Annotated in this window: 13 protein-coding genes; 8 read left to right on the forward strand and 5 right to left on the reverse strand. The window is 55.1% G+C overall.

All coding sequences use genetic code 11. The annotated features are described in order from the left end of the window. Nucleotides 1-106: 106 nt before the first annotated feature. From ACQKLP_RS09885 to ACQKLP_RS09895, 3 genes are all read right to left on the reverse strand, one after another. Nucleotides 107-1,108 carry an MvdC/MvdD family ATP grasp protein gene (locus tag ACQKLP_RS09885; RefSeq protein WP_427322438.1) on the reverse strand — a complete coding sequence of 334 codons (1,002 nt, stop codon included), beginning with the start codon at nucleotides 1,106-1,108 and terminating at the stop codon, nucleotides 107-109. Next, nucleotides 1,101-2,066, reverse strand: a complete 966-nt coding sequence (locus ACQKLP_RS09890) for an MvdC/MvdD family ATP grasp protein (protein ID WP_427322440.1) — start codon at nucleotides 2,064-2,066, stop codon at nucleotides 1,101-1,103. The genes ACQKLP_RS09885 and ACQKLP_RS09890 overlap by 8 nt, the downstream gene beginning before the upstream one ends. 76 nt (nucleotides 2,067-2,142) lie before the next feature. Then, nucleotides 2,143-2,322, reverse strand: coding sequence for a microviridin/marinostatin family tricyclic proteinase inhibitor (locus tag ACQKLP_RS09895; RefSeq protein ID WP_427322442.1), 180 nt, complete (start codon nucleotides 2,320-2,322; stop codon nucleotides 2,143-2,145). A 171-nt stretch (nucleotides 2,323-2,493) separates the two neighbouring features. Here ACQKLP_RS09895 and ACQKLP_RS09900 point away from each other — a divergent pair, with 171 nt between their 5' ends. From ACQKLP_RS09900 to miaA, 5 genes are read left to right on the forward strand one after another with little or no spacing between them, the layout of a single operon-like run. Continuing rightward, nucleotides 2,494-3,624, forward strand: a complete 1,131-nt coding sequence (locus ACQKLP_RS09900; protein WP_427322444.1) for a glycosyltransferase family 4 protein — start codon at nucleotides 2,494-2,496, stop codon at nucleotides 3,622-3,624. Continuing rightward, nucleotides 3,621-4,193, forward strand: a complete 573-nt coding sequence (locus tag ACQKLP_RS09905) for an L-threonylcarbamoyladenylate synthase (RefSeq protein ID WP_427322446.1) — start codon at nucleotides 3,621-3,623, stop codon at nucleotides 4,191-4,193. Before ACQKLP_RS09900 ends, ACQKLP_RS09905 begins: the two co-directional genes overlap by 4 nt. A gap of 30 nt (nucleotides 4,194-4,223) precedes the next feature. Then, entirely contained in the window at nucleotides 4,224-5,645 is a 1,422-nt protein-coding gene (locus tag ACQKLP_RS09910; protein ID WP_427322448.1) for a CCA tRNA nucleotidyltransferase, read from the forward strand. Between the two features lie 35 nt (nucleotides 5,646-5,680). Then, the gene (locus ACQKLP_RS09915; RefSeq protein WP_427322450.1) at nucleotides 5,681-6,256 is read left to right on the forward strand and encodes an IS1096 element passenger TnpR family protein; all 576 of its coding nucleotides are present in this window, start codon (nucleotides 5,681-5,683) and stop codon (nucleotides 6,254-6,256) included. A gap of 39 nt (nucleotides 6,257-6,295) precedes the next feature. After that, the gene (miaA, locus tag ACQKLP_RS09920) at nucleotides 6,296-7,204 is read left to right on the forward strand and encodes a tRNA (adenosine(37)-N6)-dimethylallyltransferase MiaA (protein WP_427322453.1); all 909 of its coding nucleotides are present in this window, start codon (nucleotides 6,296-6,298) and stop codon (nucleotides 7,202-7,204) included. 226 nt (nucleotides 7,205-7,430) lie between these two features. Here miaA and ACQKLP_RS09925 read toward each other — a convergent pair whose 3' ends face one another. Then, nucleotides 7,431-9,020, reverse strand: coding sequence for an OmpP1/FadL family transporter (locus tag ACQKLP_RS09925; RefSeq protein ID WP_427322455.1), 1,590 nt, complete (start codon nucleotides 9,018-9,020; stop codon nucleotides 7,431-7,433). Nucleotides 9,021-9,123: 103 nt separating this feature from the next. Then, nucleotides 9,124-10,125 carry a hypothetical protein gene (locus ACQKLP_RS09930; RefSeq protein WP_427322457.1) on the reverse strand — a complete coding sequence of 334 codons (1,002 nt, stop codon included), beginning with the start codon at nucleotides 10,123-10,125 and terminating at the stop codon, nucleotides 9,124-9,126. A gap of 321 nt (nucleotides 10,126-10,446) precedes the next feature. Here ACQKLP_RS09930 and proS point away from each other — a divergent pair, with 321 nt between their 5' ends. The 3 genes from proS to ACQKLP_RS09945 are packed head-to-tail and all read left to right on the forward strand — an operon-like array spanning nucleotide 10,447 to nucleotide 15,645. After that, nucleotides 10,447-11,922: a proline--tRNA ligase gene (proS, locus tag ACQKLP_RS09935; RefSeq protein WP_427322459.1), complete on the forward strand. Its 1,476-nt coding sequence runs from the start codon at nucleotides 10,447-10,449 to the stop codon at nucleotides 11,920-11,922. Nucleotides 11,923-11,950: 28 nt separating this feature from the next. Next, complete coding sequence (locus tag ACQKLP_RS09940) at nucleotides 11,951-14,887, forward strand: sensor histidine kinase (RefSeq protein WP_427322461.1); 2,937 nt, start codon at nucleotides 11,951-11,953, stop codon at nucleotides 14,885-14,887. Then, a complete protein-coding gene (locus tag ACQKLP_RS09945) occupies nucleotides 14,884-15,645 on the forward strand; it encodes a LytR/AlgR family response regulator transcription factor (protein ID WP_074237512.1) in 762 nt (253 codons plus the stop codon). The genes ACQKLP_RS09940 and ACQKLP_RS09945 overlap by 4 nt, the downstream gene beginning before the upstream one ends. Nucleotides 15,646-15,840: the final 195 nt, after the last annotated feature.

A 15,840-nucleotide genomic window follows, 5' to 3' on the forward strand; every position in this document is an offset into this window, starting at 1 on the left:
GATTATAACCCAGGCGTAACGCATGTTTCGCCGTTTATGGCAAGGCAGCGGCGACGCGCTGAAGACGCGGGTTCTAAAGATGGGGATTTTCGAATTTGATGAGTGTTCAGGGGATGAGGGGCTTTCTCCTTTCCGCCGTTCCGGCCAGCACCGCTGCCAGTTGCCGGGAAATGGCGCCGTCGCAGAGCTTGTCCAGCCAGAAAAACTCGCCGGCAGCGTTGAGCTCCAGGAAGTAGTATTTCCCTTCAGGCGTGAGGATGAGATCGATGGCGCCGTAATTAAGGCCGTAGCGGTCCATCAACCGCGACAATCCTTCCGCAACGGAAGCCGGCAACGCATAAGGCCGCCATTGCACGGCGAGCGAAGCGCCTTCCTTCCGCCAGTCCGTTTCCGCCCCGGGCTGTTGCGCGGAATCGATGCTGAACGCGAAGATTTCCTTTCCCACCATATTTACCCGCAATTCCAACGCCTTCGGCAGTTTTTCCTGGAAAGTCATGGGGCAGAAGCGCAGTTGCGGTAATTGTTCGAGATGGTCTGCCCGGATCTCGCTCGTAAAAACGACCTGTTCCTGCCCGTCTTGCTGGATGGCGAACGCGCTCTGCATTTTCGCCACGATGGGGCCGTTCACTTCCTTCATGAACTGCTCCAGCCGCTCCGGGCTGTTCGTGATGCAGGTAGCGGGCGTTAGCAGTCCGCATTCGGTGGCGAGGCGGAGCTGTTCTTCCTTACTGTCCAGCCGCCGGTACACGCTGTACCGTTCCAGTTGGAAGCAGGGGAGCGATTCGAGCATCCCGAAGAGCGTGCGCCTGATTTCGCCGGCAGCAGGGGAGAGATAGGGTTTTTCCAGCACCTGGTCGAGCCCGTCGGCAATATGGTAACTGCGGCGGTACCAAACGGCGTCGAGGTCTTCGAGCTGCTGGGTGCGCTGCCCGTCGTCCAGCCAAAGCCGGCGGCCATGGCCATTGTATTCGGAAGTGAGTCGGGTAACGAGGGGATAGCGGTCTACATTGAACCTGACCGGTGTGGCGCCGGCGGCTTCGAGGTGTCCCATAACGGATGTAACGGCTTCATTGTCTGCTGAATGCGTGATAATCAGAATTTTACCCATACTGTTCGATTCGGTTGACTAATTTTTCGGCGATGGTGGCGGCAATGGGGAAACCGAGGTATTTCTCCAGCATGCCCCATTCGCCCTGGGGGTTCACTTCGAGGAAAACGTGCTCGCCGTCTGGCCGCACGATCATGTCTATGGCGCCGAAAGGCAAGCCCAGTAAAGTCATCATGTCATGTAACTTCTCTTCCACGGCGGCCGGCAGCTCCCAGGTTTCCCAGGAAACGAGGGTGGTATTGCCTGTGCGCCAGTCGGTAAGCTCCGGGGCGCGGAGGCTCCCGGTATAAAAATCCCCGTCGATATAAATTACGCGTAATTCCCGGTCTTTTGGGACATATTCCTGTAAAATCATGGGGCAGGCGGACAGGGATTCCAGCATGGGGACGTCCTCCTTCCGCAGGCGGGTGGTAGGGAAGAAGTCGCTTTTGCCGTCCATGGATTTGGACAGCGCCCCGTGCAGTTTAACGACCACATTGCCGCCATGGTCGTCGAAAAATCGGATGGCGTCTTCTGCGTGGTTGCTGAAAAGGGTCTGCGGGACGTGGAGCCCTACAGACCGGGCGGCGGTGAGCTGCATGAGCTTGTTGGCGCCCACGGCATGGTCGAGGTCCATTCGGTTGATCCAGGGCACGTCCAGCGAATCGAGGAATATATGGAGCGAGGTGCGGTATTCTTTCAGGAACGCCGGAACATAGGCGGGGTCGAGGGATGGAGGGACCTGGAGGTCCCACATCTTCCGGTACCACACACCGCGGACCTCCCGGGCGTCGATCACCCGGTTGCCGCACCGGAGCTCGTATTGCGGGCCGGTGGTGTGCAAGCGGTAGCGAAGGCGGTATTTGGTGCCGAACTCATCGGTGTTGAACCGGAAACCTTCATAACCGAGGGCTTCCAGCCGTTGCTGAACGCGGTCTATCGTAAATGTGTCCTGGGAATGCGTAAGGCAGAGTATCATGGAGAAGCCGGCAAATAACAAAAGGGCAACGGCCGCCGGGCCATTGCCTATGAAAACGTTCGTTGAAAATGAGGGATTACAGCAACCACCATTCCTCATCACCGTCTGACGGGTATTTCTGGGTCTGGTCAGGCACATCGGCCAGTTTGCTGGTCCAGTGAGAATTTTCTGTAGTTTGATTGCTCGTGCTTAGCTGTTGCTGCGACTCTAACAGCTGCGCGAAAAACGGCTTCATGAGTTTTTCATTGGGTTTCATGTCAGGAAAAAAATTGGGTGGTGAACAATGACTTTTGCTTTCCGTTCCTTTTTATATGGTTCTGCGGAACATGTCCGTTCCGATCTTTTAAATAGGACATTCAAGTTAAAATTTTTGCGGGAAAGAAAAAAATCAAATTCAGTATTTTGCCGACTGATCAAATTAAAAGCATTGAGAATCGGTTTCGACGCCAAAAGGGCCTTCCAGAACCGCACGGGATTGGGTAATTACAGCCGGACGCTGGTTTCCTCCCTGGCGGAATATCACCCAGATCACGAATACGTGCTCTTCGCTCCCAAGGTGAAGCCGCTGTACCGCCCCCCCGGGGCCGTAACCACCGTTGTTCCCCGGCAATTCCTCCACCGCCTCCTCAAACCGGTCTGGAGAAGCCGATGGGTATCCGGCGAGCTGAAAAGCCACGGGATCGACGTTTTCCACGGCCTCAGCGCCGAACTGCCCTTCGGTATCCACCGCACCGGGGTGCGCAGCACCGTCACCATGCACGATCTTATCTTTGAACGGTATCCCCGGCAATACAATCCCATCGACGTCAACACGTACCGCAAAAAAGCGAAGTACGCCTGCCAGGCGGCCGACCAGGTGATCGCCATCAGCCTCCAGACGAAAGCCGACCTCATCGAGTTCTACGGCGTTCAGGAAGAGAAAATCCCCGTCTGCTACCAGGCCTGCGACCCCTCGTTCCAGGTGCCGCCTGACCCGCAAAAGGTCCGCGAGATGCTGGTCCGCTACAATCTTCCCTCGGAATACTTCCTCTACGTCGGCTCCGTCATCGAACGGAAAAACCTCGCCCGCATCGCAGCAGCCATGTTCCTGCTGAAAGACCGCCTCAACGTGCCGCTGGTCGTTTTGGGCGACGGCGGTGCCTACAAAAAGAAAGTGGAAGCCTACCTCGCCGAAAAAGGCCTCACCAGCCGGGTGATCTTCCTGAACGACGTCACCAAATTCGCCTTCCGCGACCTGCCCGCGCTCTACCAGGGCGCCCTGGCGCTGCTGTACCCTTCCACCTTCGAAGGTTTCGGCATCCCCATCCTCGAAGCCCTCTGGAGCCATACGCCCGTGGTAACATCTTCCGGCTCCTGCTTCGCGGAAACCGGCGGCAACGCTGCGCTGTACGTAGACCCTTTCAGCGTGGACAGCATCGCCGACGGCATGCTCCGCGTAGCCGTAGAGCCCGCGCTGCGACAGGGAATGGTGGAAAAAGGCATCCTCCACGCCCGGCACTTCACGCCGGAAAAATGCGCCGACGCCGTGATGAACGTGTATCAAAACATCCTGAAATGACCGATTTCGAAAACGATATCCTCCGCTCGCTCGAAGCCCTCCGCAACGGAGGCACCATTCTCTATCCCACAGACACCATCTGGGGGTTGGGCTGCGACGCTACCGACGAAGCCGCCGTACGCAAAATCTACGCCCTCAAACAGCGCGACGAAGCCAAAAGCCTCGTGGTGCTCATGGCCGACGTCAAAGACCTCATGAAATACCTCGCCTCGCCCCCGCCCGATATCGCCGAAGTACTGGCCGGGTTCGACCGGCCCACGACCGTTATCTACGAAGGCGCCCTCCATCTCGCGCCCAACGTTATCAACCAGGACGGCTCCATCGCCATCCGCCTGGTGCAGGACCCTTTCTGTCGCCATTTGGTGAAAAGACTGCGCAAACCCCTGGTTTCCACGTCTGCCAACATCTCCGGAGCACCCTCGCCCGCGAGCTTCAGGGAAGTTTCCCCCGAAATCCGGAACGGTGTGGATTATGTGGTGGAATACCGGCAGCAGGACGAAACGCCGGCCCGCCCCTCAAGGATCGTGCGCATCGGGAAAGACGGAAGGCTGGAAATCATCCGGGATTAAATTACTTTTGCGCCTTAAAACGGTAGATACATGATGGAAATTCCCTGTACGAAACGGGAAATGGATTTGTTTGAAAGCGTCGCGAAAGCGGCCCGGCAGATCGGCGTACCCGCTTATCTGATCGGCGGCTTCGTGCGCGACAAACTGCTGGGCAGGCCTACGAAAGACATGGATATCGTTTGCGTGGGAGACGGCATCGCACTGGCGCACCAGGTGGCCCGGTTGCTCGATCCGTCCCTGAAAGTCAATTTCTTCAAAACTTATGGTACCGCCCAGATCAAGTTCGGCGAAACGGAGATCGAATTCGTGGGCGCCCGCCGCGAAAGCTACCGCGACCATTCCCGCAACCCCGAAGTGGAACCCGGAACGCTGGAAGACGATCAGCTGCGCCGCGATTTTACTATCAACGCACTGGCGATCAGCCTCAACGAAGCCGACTACGGGAAACTGATCGATCCGTTCAACGGGTTGAAAGACCTGGAAGACAAACTCATCCGCACACCGCTGGAACCGGGGCAGACCTTCAGCGACGACCCGCTGCGCATGATGCGCGCCATCCGCTTCGCGTCGCAGCTCAATTTCACCATCCTTCCCGAAACGTTCCAGGCCATCGTCGACAACGCCAGCCGGATAAAAATCATCTCCCAGGAAAGGATCACCGACGAGCTGAACAAGATCATGCTCAGTACCAAACCTTCCGTGGGCCTCGATCTGCTGTATAAATCAGGCATCCTGAAAATCATTTTCCCGCAGATGGTGGACCTCGTAGGCGTGGAAATGCTGGAAGGGAAGGGGCATAAAGACAATTTTTACCACACCCTCCAGGTGATCGATAATATTTCCCGCCATACCCGCGACCTCTGGCTGCGCTGGGCGGCATTGCTGCACGACATCGGGAAGCCTGCTACCAAACGCTTTGAAGCCGGCCATGGTTGGACGTTCCACGGTCATGATGCCGTGGGCGGGAAAATGGTGCCGAGGATCTTTACGCGGCTGAAACTGCCGCTGAACGAAAAGATGCGGCTCGTGAAAAAGCTCGTGGAGCTGCATTTGCGGCCCATCAGCCTCACAAAGGAGAATATCACCGATTCGGCTATACGCAGACTGCTGTTTGACGCCGGCGAAGACCTGGAAGCGCTCATGATGCTCTGCGAAGCCGATATCACCTCCAAGAACCGCGCGAAAGTGCGCCGCTACCTCGAAAATTTCGAGCTGGTGCGCGAGCGGTTGAAGGAAGTGGAGGAAAGCGACCGCATCCGCAACTGGCAGCCGCCGGTAACGGGCGAGCTCATCATGGAAACGTTCGGACTGAAGCCCGGAAAGCTCGTGGGCGACTTGAAAAGTGCCATCCGCGAAGCCATTCTCGACGGTGAGATCAGCAATAATTATGACGCAGCATATGCGTTCATGCTGAAAAAGGCGGCGGAACTAAACTTGACCCCTGTTAAATAATTTGGTATTTTTGTTCATACAACATTGTAAATCATATGCCGGTATTAAAATTCAGAGTTTATTGGGAAGAAGACGAAAGTGTCTACAGGGATATCGTTGTAAAGCCCAGTCAGAATTTTGTGCAATTTCATCAGGCCATCTTGACAGCATATGAGTTTGACTCCAAGCACAAGGCGACCTTTTACCGCAGTAACGACAACTGGCAGCGTGGCCGGGAGATTTTGCTGGAAAAAGATGGAGCGCCCCGGAAAGCGGAGCCGCTGTTGATGGTAGACACACCGATCGGCGCAATGGTCAGGGACCCGAACCAGAAATTCATTTACCTCTACGATTTCGCTAAAAACTGGACGTTTTTGGTGGAATTGATCGGTGTTGCCAAAGATGAGAACGCCAAACTGAGCTATCCCGCCATCGTCCGCAAGGAAGGATTGGCACCCAGCCAGTATGGCACCAAAGGCCTCATCGGTGATAAACTGGTAGAAATGGAAGAGAAGTACGACCTCAACCGCGAAGGCATGTCTGAAGACGGCTTCGGGGAAGAAGGAGAGGAGACGGAAAGTGAGGATGATGGCATGGAAGAAAGCGGTTCCGAAGACGAAAACATGTTTTAGTAAGCCCGTCCGGCGCGTCCTGCGCCGGGCATTCACCATATGAACAAGACGGTTATCCTGGTTGCCGGCCCTACAGCAGTAGGTAAAACGGCCACCGCCATTCGCATCGCGCAGATGCTGGGCACCGAGATCATTTCGGCGGATTCACGGCAATGTTACCGGGAGATTTCCGTTGGAACGGCCAAGCCGTCCGCGGAAGAACTGGCGGCTGTCCGTCATTATTTCATTGATTCCCATTCGATTACGGAAGAAGTCAATGCCGCTGCGTACGAGTCCCTGGCGATGGGGTACGCGCAGGATATCTTTTCCCGGCACGATACGCTCGTGTTGACCGGTGGTACAGGGCTGTATATCAAGGCTTTCCTGGAAGGGATGGACGATATGCCTCCCGTTCCCGCGGCTATCCGCGACGCCGTGCGCGCGGGGTACGCTGCGAAAGGGATTTCCTGGCTGCAGGAAGAATTAAGGTCGAAAGACCCGGCGTTCTACGCAACGGCAGAAACCCAGAACCCGCACCGCCTGGTCCGTGCGCTGGAAATATTCGAAGCCACGGGCCGCTCCATCCAGTCATTCCGCACGCAGACCGCGCGCCAACGGAGTTTCAATGTCATCAAGACCGGGCTTGAACTGCCGAAAGAGCTCCTGCATGCCAATATCCACAAACGGGTGGACCAGATGATGGCCCAGGGGCTCGTGGAAGAAGTGCGCAGCGTGCTGCCGTACCGGCGGCACAACGCGCTCCAGACCGTGGGCTACACCGAAATCTTCGATTATCTCGACGGCAATGCCACCCTTGCGTCTGCCGTAGAAGGTATTAAAACCCATACCCGCCAATACGCAAAGCGCCAGATGACCTGGTTCCGCCGCGATCCCGACCTGAACTGGTTCGACGCGCGGTCGCCCGAAGCCGTGGAAACTTTCATTCGCGGGCGGTTGGGGATTGCGTAACGCTTCGTGATCCGGACGCATCATTCCGTCGAATGTGATCGTCTATTCCTCATTTTCCGGCATCAAAACCAGCTCATCTTTCCCTGGGATCTTTCAATAACCGACTGCACCGGCGATCCGTCTTTTGGAACAAGATCATCGGACGAAGATCTACATCCCGAATGCGCTGCATAAAAAAAGGAAGCGCTTTCACGCTTCCCCTTTTTGTATCTTGAATTTATGTTGTCTAGAACTTGAGACCCACCGTCAAAACGATATTTCCGCCGGTCAGGCTATGCTCGGCTGTGGGAGCCGCGGGCAGGCCGGGGGAGTCGTTCAGGACGTAAGGGTTGTAGGCGGATTTGGAGTTCAGTGTATGCACGTACGTAAGGTCGGTGAAGAACCCCCGGTTACGGTAACCCAGGCCGCCGCTCACGCGCTTTACGCTCGCGTCGATGTCGGAGAAATCGCTGTTGTAGGGATTGCCATAATAGGAAAACCCTGCGCGAACGGCCAGTACATTGAATTTCAGCTCGCCGCCCACCCGTATGTTCATGGCACCGGCGTAAGAGTCCTCGATCGTGCGGTTGATGGCTTTGGCCCTGTCACGGTCTTGCGGAGCGCCTTTGTTGAACTTGTATTTGGTGGCGGAGTAATCTACATATTCCACATCGGCGGTAATGAAGCCGTGTTGCTGTTTGGTATCCGCGTTAGTGCCGAAGATGTAGGAAACGCTGCCGCCGGCGCGCCAGGGAGTGCGCAGCGTATAGTCGTATTCGATGGGGAAGCCATCATAGAGGTCTTCCGTGCTGGAAAAATGATTGCCAAGTTCCTCCATCCAGGAATCAACCCTCGCCGAATAGGTGTCATGCATGCTGAACCAGGTCGGGGTGTGGAAGCTGGCGCCGATGCGGAGTGCCGGCATGGGTGCGTAAATGATACCCAGCTTGGTATTAAAACCGGTGGCGTCGGTATTCAGTACTTCGTTGAACTGGTACTGGTCAAAGTCGTTGGTGACGTTGTTCTCGTTGGGATCGGTTTCCGTGAACGTGCGGTTGCGCTCGTAATCGATCCGGGGGAAGTTCAGGGAAAGGCCGAAGTACAATTGCTCACTGTAATTGCCGCCGAAGCCCACGGAGAATTCGTTGATCCCGCCGCGTTCCCTGATATCATCGCTCTGAAGGATGCCGCCAGCCGCGGTGGGATTGATCACGGAGTAATATTTTTCAACGCCGCCGTTGTTATCGGGGTCGTAACCGATGACATATGTCCGGAAACCCAGGCTGGGGCCTTCTGCGTATACGTCGTTGGCATCGTTGAACGGTACCGGATTCCCGTTGGGCATGAGTTTTTCCACCCAGGTATCGGAGAAGCTGGTAAGGGTGTTTTTGCCGCCGAGGTAGCTGCGGTTATTGAAATCGGCCGTACGGGCATAGTCGATAGACACGGCAAAGTTGCGGAACTTGCTGTTGGCGTTGCGGTTGGGGATGCCGAACACTACACCAACGTTCCCCAACATCATATTGCTTTTGCTGTCGGACATGGTGGGGTTCGAATTGCTGCCGGTACCGCTGGTGAACCGCATGTCGTTATTCTTGAAATAGAACCCGGGCGTGATGTTGACTTCACTGGTTTTGAAGAAGCCGAGACCGGCCGGGTTGATATGGGTGGCGGATATATCGCCGCCGAGGGAGCCGGCTGCACCGCCGATGGCTTGTGTGCGGGCCGTTCCGCCGAACATCAGGCGGCTGTATCGTAATGCATCGTGCTCGTCTTGTGCCAGGGCCGTGGAGGATACACCAAGGGCTATCAAAAGAAATGCTGTTCTTTTATTCATCGTGTAAGTGCTGGTGAACAAATCTGTTGTGGGATAAAAACACGAATTACCAGCCGGACGCCCTTTGTGAGCTTCTCCTTACTGGTAATTCGCATTTGTTATGTTAGCGGCCGCGGGGACGGTAAGATCTCGTCGGCGCGGGTGAGCTGCTGCCCGGGTTGCTGTTGCTGGGCGGAGTGTAGCTCCGCTGCGGTGCGCTGCTGCGTTCGGGCGTATACGAAGGCTGAGACTGTTGACGGGGAGGAGCGGCGTTGCTCCGGTCATAGTTACGCTCGTACGTTCTGCTGGAACGTTCGCGCTGCGGTGCCGGCTGGTTGGCCGGACGTTCGCCGGGCGCCCTGTCAAACGTTCTGCGGTTGCTCGGCTGTGTCACCGGGCGGCCGTTATTGCTGTCATATACCCTGCGCGTCGCGGAACCATTCGGGTTTACGTTACGGTAGTTGTAATTACGGTTGCCGTCATATGCCCGGCTGTTGCTGGACCCGCGGGGCCTGTAGGAATCCGAAGGCCTGGGTTTTACGTAGTAGCCGCCATGGCCGCCGTACCAGGGATAGCCCCCGCCGTACCAACCATGACCGCCGCCGTACCAGCCGCCGCCACCATACCAGCCATGGCCCCAGCCACCGCCGTACCAGTTATTATACCAGGGGTTGTACCAGCTGTTGTAATAACCACCCCAGGGGCGGCCAAAACCAAAACCGATACTCAGCGAAGGGCCGTACCAGGAATTCCACCCGAAACGGTTCCAGCTGTTGTAGCCATAGTAATTGTTAATGTACATGTTGCTGCCGAAGTCGTCGAAATAATAACCATCCCAGTAGCTGCCGGAATAGGGGCGGCTGAACCGGTCGATCCGGCGGGCATAGTCATAACGGTCTTCATCTTCGTCCGCATAAGTAACGTAATTGCCTTCGTCCTCATCGAAAGTTTCTTCGGTTTCCTGGGATCTGGCCTGACTGGCACGCTGATTGCCGGAAGCATAGCCTCGCTGGTCACGTACGGGTGAGTGATACACATCATCCGGCGTCTGGGCGGTCTGATAAGTGGTAGAACAGCTGCCGAAAACAAGCAGGGCCGCTACCGCACTATATATCATAGGTCTCATTCTGCTGTGATTTTATGAACAATGTAAATTTACTCAATTTAAACGAATTTTATCGTTGATGGGTTACACGCACCGGCCGTTTTATTATCTTCGCACACCCGGGGACCGGTTTGACATTTCCTGTGAGGTCTGTGGCGTTTCCGTATTAATATTAGAACAAATATTACGCCAGTTTATTGTATGGGGAAGCCCTTTTCAACCCCTTTTGGGGCGAATGGCTACCCGGCAGGACGAGCGGCGGTAAGCTTAAGGCAAGCGACTGACTATCAAGGTTTTACATCAAAATCTTTCCAGGGGAAACGGAAAAAGAAAAAATATAATATGAGTAAAGAGATTACTGCCCGATCACAGGATTACGCGCAATGGTACAACGACCTGGTGCTGAAAGGCGGACTGGCGGATTACTCCGCCGTTCGTGGCTGCATGGTCATCAAGCCCTACGGCTTCGCGCTTTGGGAAAACATGCGGGACGTTTTGGACCGTATGTTCAAGGAAACCGGCCATCAGAACGCGTATTTCCCGCTTTTCATCCCCAAATCCTTCCTCAGCAAGGAAGCCGCCCACGTGGAAGGCTTCGCCAAGGAATGCGCCGTGGTCACCCATTACCGCCTGAAAAACGACCCCGTGAACGGCGGCGTGATCGTTGACCCGGAAGCCAAACTGGAAGAAGAACTGATCGTGCGCCCCACTTCCGAAACCATCATCTGGAACACATATAAGGATTGGATCCAGTCGTACCGCGACCTTCCCATCCTCGTCAACCAATGGGCCAACGTAGTCCGCTGGGAAATGCGCACCCGCCTGTTCCTCCGCACCGCCGAATTCCTCTGGCAGGAAGGGCACACCGCCCACGCCACCGCCGAAGAAGCCGTGGCAGAAACCCGCCAGATGCTCGACGTGTATGCCGATTTCGTGGAGAATTACATGGCCGTTCCCGTGATCAAAGGCGTGAAATCCCCCTCGGAACGCTTCGCCGGCGCAGTAGACACCTATTGCATCGAAGCCCTCATGCAGGATGGTAAAGCCCTCCAGGCCGGTACGTCCCACTTCCTCGGACAAAACTTCGCCAAAGCGTTCGACGTGCAGTTCTCCAACAAGGAAAACAAGCTGGAATACGTTTGGGCTACGTCCTGGGGCGTGTCTACCCGTCTCGTCGGCGCGCTCGTGATGGCGCACAGCGACGACGACGGGCTCATCCTTCCCCCCCGCATCGCCCCCCTCCAGGTCGTGATCGTGCCCATTTATAAAGGCGCCGACCAGAAAGCCGGGATCGACGCCAAGGTGGAAGGCATCGTCAAAGAGCTCAAAGCCCTTGGCATCCGCGTGAAATACGACGATTCCGACAATAACCGCCCGGGATGGAAATTCGCCGAGTACGAAATGAAAGGCGTACCCGTGCGCATCGCCATCGGCGCCCGCGATATCGAAAACAACGTAGCCGAAGTGGCCCGCCGCGATACGAAGACCAAATCCTCCGAATCCCTCGACGGCCTCGCACAGCACATCTCCGCCCTCCTCACCGAGATCCAGGACGGCATGTTCAAAAAAGCGCTGGATTACCGTGAATCCCATATCACCAAAGCGGACACCTGGGAAGAATTCGAGCAACTGCTCGATGGAAAAACCGGGTTCATCTCCGCCCATTGGGACGGCACCGCCGAAACGGAAGCCGCCATCAAGGAGCGCACCAAAGCCACGATCCGTTGTATTCCGCTGAACAACCCCCAGGAAGCAGGCACCTGCATCCTCACCGGAAAACCCTCCAAAGAAAGGGTGTTGTTCGCAAGAGCATATTAATCAAGGAAAAAGCCGATAATTGCCGTTGATGCAAGCCATCCGTTACATAATATTGCTGCTGGCCTGCCTGGCCGGCCCCCTCGTGGGGTCCGCGCAGGGCCTGGTCATCCGCAATTATAATGTGAAGGATGGGCTTGCCAACGCAACGGTTTACAGCGCCGTCCAGGACCTCGAAGGGTTCATCTGGTTCGCCACGCCCACCGGCGTCAGCAAATTCGACGGCAAGCGCTTCCGGAATTATACCAAAAAGGACGGCCTCACCGATAACGACGTCGTGAAACTCGCGGCAGACAGCCGCGGCCGCATCTGGTTCTTCACCAGCAACGGCAAACTCTCGTTCTTCCAGGACCACGTCGTCCACAACGAAGACACCGATTCTACCCTCAGCTACAACAGCCGCAGCCATTACGTCCAATACGCGTTCGAAGACCGCGCCCGCACCATCTGGTTCCTCAATTCCGCGGGCCGCATCATCCAGTATAACGGCCGCAGAACAGTGTACGACAAGCTCGGCGCCAGCTCCATGGATGTAATGAGCATCCTCAGCAAAGACAGCGTTTTCCACCCCCTGCAACGGTATTTCAGCCTGGGAGGCGTGAAAGACAGTAACAACGTTCAACAAAAAATATTCATTGCCTCGCCTTTTTCCCTTGGCAATCAGCGATTTGCAGAACGGATCCAAAGCAATCCGGTCATCATCACCGGTAACACCCTGTATTCCTACACCCCGCAAGACATTATGCCCTTCTTTTCCGGTTCGGAATGGGGCATCCGCGAAGAGATCAGCAGCATGAGCATCGACGGCGACAACCTCTGGATCGGCACGCCGCGCGCCTTGTATCTCATCCGCGACTTTTTCAAAGGCGAGCGCAAGCTCAGCAAACTCCTGAACAATCACTTCATCACGTCTATCCTCCACGACCGCGACGGCAATACCTGGATCACCACTTTCGGCGACGGCGTGTATCATATCCCGTTCAAGCATTTCTATTTCGCTTACCTCGACAATACCAACGGTTTATATTCCCATTCCGTGTACAGTGTATTCAAAGACAAGCGGAACGGCCTGCTCTATATCGGCGAAAACGCGGGCATGCTGAACGTGATGACGCCAGACGGGAACATCCGCAGGTTCGAGCTGGATTCTACCGGCGGCCGCAATTCCGTGCTGGGCATCCTGGCGCAGCCGGGGTCGAACGAACTGGTAATAGCGACGGACAATATCGTCTTTAATTACGCGCCCGGCGGTTCCGCTCCGAAACCGGCGCTGCGGATGCGCAATATCAAAGACATGGATTTCACGCCTGACGGGAAACTCCGCGTGGTGAGCCGCAACCGGCTCGCATTCGGGACAGACGGGCGGAGCCTCGACCTGTCGCCGCTGGAAACCCAGGTCAATTCCATCGCTTCCGTGAGCGACAGCAGTTATTACCTGGGAACGAGCTCCGGGCTGTATTTCGGCAGGAACACGGCATTTCCCGTGCCGGTGCAGGACGATCCGCGGCTCAGCCAGAGCATTAAAGACCTGCAATGGATAAACGGATATCTGTGGGTGGGGACGAGCGACCAGGGGATTTTTGTGCTGAAGGATAATGAAGTGGTCCGTCATTTCCGGACTTCCGATCATTTGGTGAGCGATATCTGCCAGCAGTTGTATTATGACGGCAACGGAAGGCTGTATGTGGCTACCAATAAGGGTTTGTCGATCATCGATACCCGGACCCGCACGCTGCTGCGCAATCTGACGTCGAACGACGGGCTCATGAGCGACGACATCCGCGGGATCAGTCATGCCGGCGATACGCTGTACGTGGCCACGTCTAACGGCCTTTGCTATTTCTCGCGGGACCATATCCCGGTGGATACCGTTCCGCCGACGGTGTATCTCAATTCGATCCGTTATGGCGACAGTGCGTGGATTCCCGGGCCGTATTTCCAGCATTTGTACGAATGGAGCAGCACTTTTGAAGTGGAATTCGGCGCGATCGCGTATGATTTGCCCGATTTGGTGGAATATCAATACAATTTTTCGAACGATACGGCTTCCGGATGGGTGACGACGATGAGCAACATCGTGCCTTATCCCAAGTTGCAGCCGGGTGACTACACGCTGTTGATCCGTGCGCGGAAATACAAGAGCGGCTGGAGCAAGCCCGTGGTGCTGCGCATTTCCATTTTGCCGCGGTGGTACCAGGAATGGTGGGCGAGGGGCGTGCTCGTGTTATTGGGCATTATGGCCATTTTGCTCGTGCTGCGGTACATTGTGGCGCGGATAAAGGGGGGAGAGCGGCGGAAGACGGAGTACAACCGGCGTATAGCCGAGCTCGAGGCCAAGGCGCTTACCAACCAGATGAACCCGCATTTCATCTTCAATTCGCTGAATTCCGTACAACACCTCATCCTGGAGAAGGAAGAAAAGCAGGCGCTGAACTTCCTGGCAGATTTCGCGACGCTCATGCGGCAAATGCTCAATAATTCCCGTAAATCCTACATTTCGCTGGAAGACGAGATCGCGTTCCTGACCCGATACATCGAACTGGAGAAAATCCGCTTCGCCAATTCTTTCGAATATAAGTTCGACATGAGCCAGGAGCTGAAGGAATACACGATCTACATCCCGCCCATGCTCATACAGCCGATCCTGGAGAATGCCATCAAGCACGGGCTGGCGCCGAAGAACGGGAGCGGGCACCTGCTGGTGCGGCTGGAGCTGCAGGGAGATCTGCTGTATTGCGCGGTGGACGACGATGGCATCGGTTGGGAACATGCCAACAGCATTAAGACCGGTAAGCTCACCAAACACGAATCCACGGCGTTGAGCGTGATCCGTGAAAGGTTGCAGATCATCAAATCTTTTAATGGAAGCGTTGGAAAGTTGGAAATAATTGATAAATTTAACTCTGGATTCGGCAACAAGGCAGGTACCTTGGTCGAAATCCTCATTCCCATTGTAAAGATGTTATGAGTATAATAAAAGCTGCCATTGTAGACGACGAGGTCCGCAACATTCATATCCTGCGTAATATTTTGGAAAACTATTGCAAGGATGTAAAAGTTATTGGCGAAGCACAAAATATCCATGAAGCCGCGGAGATGATCAAGAACAACCCCATCGACGTTCTCTTCCTGGATATTGAAATGCCCCCTCATAACGGTTTTCAGCTGCTGGAAATGTTCCCTGTACTCAATTTTGAAGTGATATTTATCACGGCATTCCAGGAGTACGCACTGCAAGCCATCAAGTTCGCCGCCCTCGACTATCTCCTCAAACCGATCAAGGTGAGTGAGGTGGAAGACGCATTGGAAAAAGTGAAGCGCAGCAAAAAAGGACGGCTCAACGAACTGGCGTCCATCCTCAAAGATTACGTCAAGAATAACGATAACGCCTTCTCGAAGATCGTGATCCCCGTGAACGACGGTTACAACGTCATCGATCTGAAAGACATTATTTACTGCGAAGCGTTCGACAGCTATACGAAGATCCAGCTGATCAACAATGTCAGCCATCTCATTTCCAAATCCCTCAAGGAGTATGAAGAGATGTTGTCTGACAAGGGCTTCTATCGCGTCCATAAATCCTTCCTGATCAACATTCACCACATCGTGAAGATCATCAAGGGCCTGGGCACTGCCGTTATTATGAGCGACCAGAAGAACATCCCGATCTCTTCCCGCAAAAAAGACGAGTTTTTCACCCAGCTCAAAGGAGTGATCAACCTCTGAAACGCCGCCCCTGCAAAGGGGCTTATTTTTTTCACCGATGCTTTATGGCCGTTGCCGAACCCGTTTCCAGCGTTTACCAAACGTAATGGGGCCTGTATGATTTATAGTCCTACATTCGGTGTAGGGTTTTCATAGGATATATGGTCATGTTTGTAAGCTCTTTACCAGCACGACCATCAAAAAGCCCTCCGTTTC

Origin of the sequence: Chitinophaga sp. NPDC101104, from assembly GCF_050277495.1 — a bacterium.
In the GTDB taxonomy this organism is placed as follows: Bacteria; Bacteroidota; Bacteroidia; order Chitinophagales; family Chitinophagaceae; genus Chitinophaga.

Bases quoted from the DNA above. Each gene is read 5' to 3' on its own strand.
- ACQKLP_RS09885 (WP_427322438.1), bottom strand. From the start codon at position 1,108: ATGGGTAAAATTCTGATTATCACGCATTCAGCAGACAATGAAGCCGTT.
- ACQKLP_RS09890 (WP_427322440.1), bottom strand. From the start codon at position 2,066: ATGATACTCTGCCTTACGCATTCCCAGGACACATTTACGATAGACCGC.
- ACQKLP_RS09895 (WP_427322442.1), bottom strand. From the start codon at position 2,322: ATGAAACCCAATGAAAAACTCATGAAGCCGTTTTTCGCGCAGCTGTTA.
- ACQKLP_RS09905 (WP_427322446.1), top strand. From the start codon at position 3,621: ATGACCGATTTCGAAAACGATATCCTCCGCTCGCTCGAAGCCCTCCGC.
- ACQKLP_RS09910 (WP_427322448.1), top strand. From the start codon at position 4,224: ATGATGGAAATTCCCTGTACGAAACGGGAAATGGATTTGTTTGAAAGC.
- ACQKLP_RS09915 (WP_427322450.1), top strand. From the start codon at position 5,681: ATGCCGGTATTAAAATTCAGAGTTTATTGGGAAGAAGACGAAAGTGTC.
- miaA (WP_427322453.1), top strand. From the start codon at position 6,296: ATGAACAAGACGGTTATCCTGGTTGCCGGCCCTACAGCAGTAGGTAAA.
- ACQKLP_RS09925 (WP_427322455.1), bottom strand. From the start codon at position 9,020: ATGAATAAAAGAACAGCATTTCTTTTGATAGCCCTTGGTGTATCCTCC.
- ACQKLP_RS09930 (WP_427322457.1), bottom strand. From the start codon at position 10,125: ATGAGACCTATGATATATAGTGCGGTAGCGGCCCTGCTTGTTTTCGGC.
- proS (WP_427322459.1), top strand. From the start codon at position 10,447: ATGAGTAAAGAGATTACTGCCCGATCACAGGATTACGCGCAATGGTAC.
- ACQKLP_RS09940 (WP_427322461.1), top strand. From the start codon at position 11,951: ATGCAAGCCATCCGTTACATAATATTGCTGCTGGCCTGCCTGGCCGGC.
- ACQKLP_RS09945 (WP_074237512.1), top strand. From the start codon at position 14,884: ATGAGTATAATAAAAGCTGCCATTGTAGACGACGAGGTCCGCAACATT.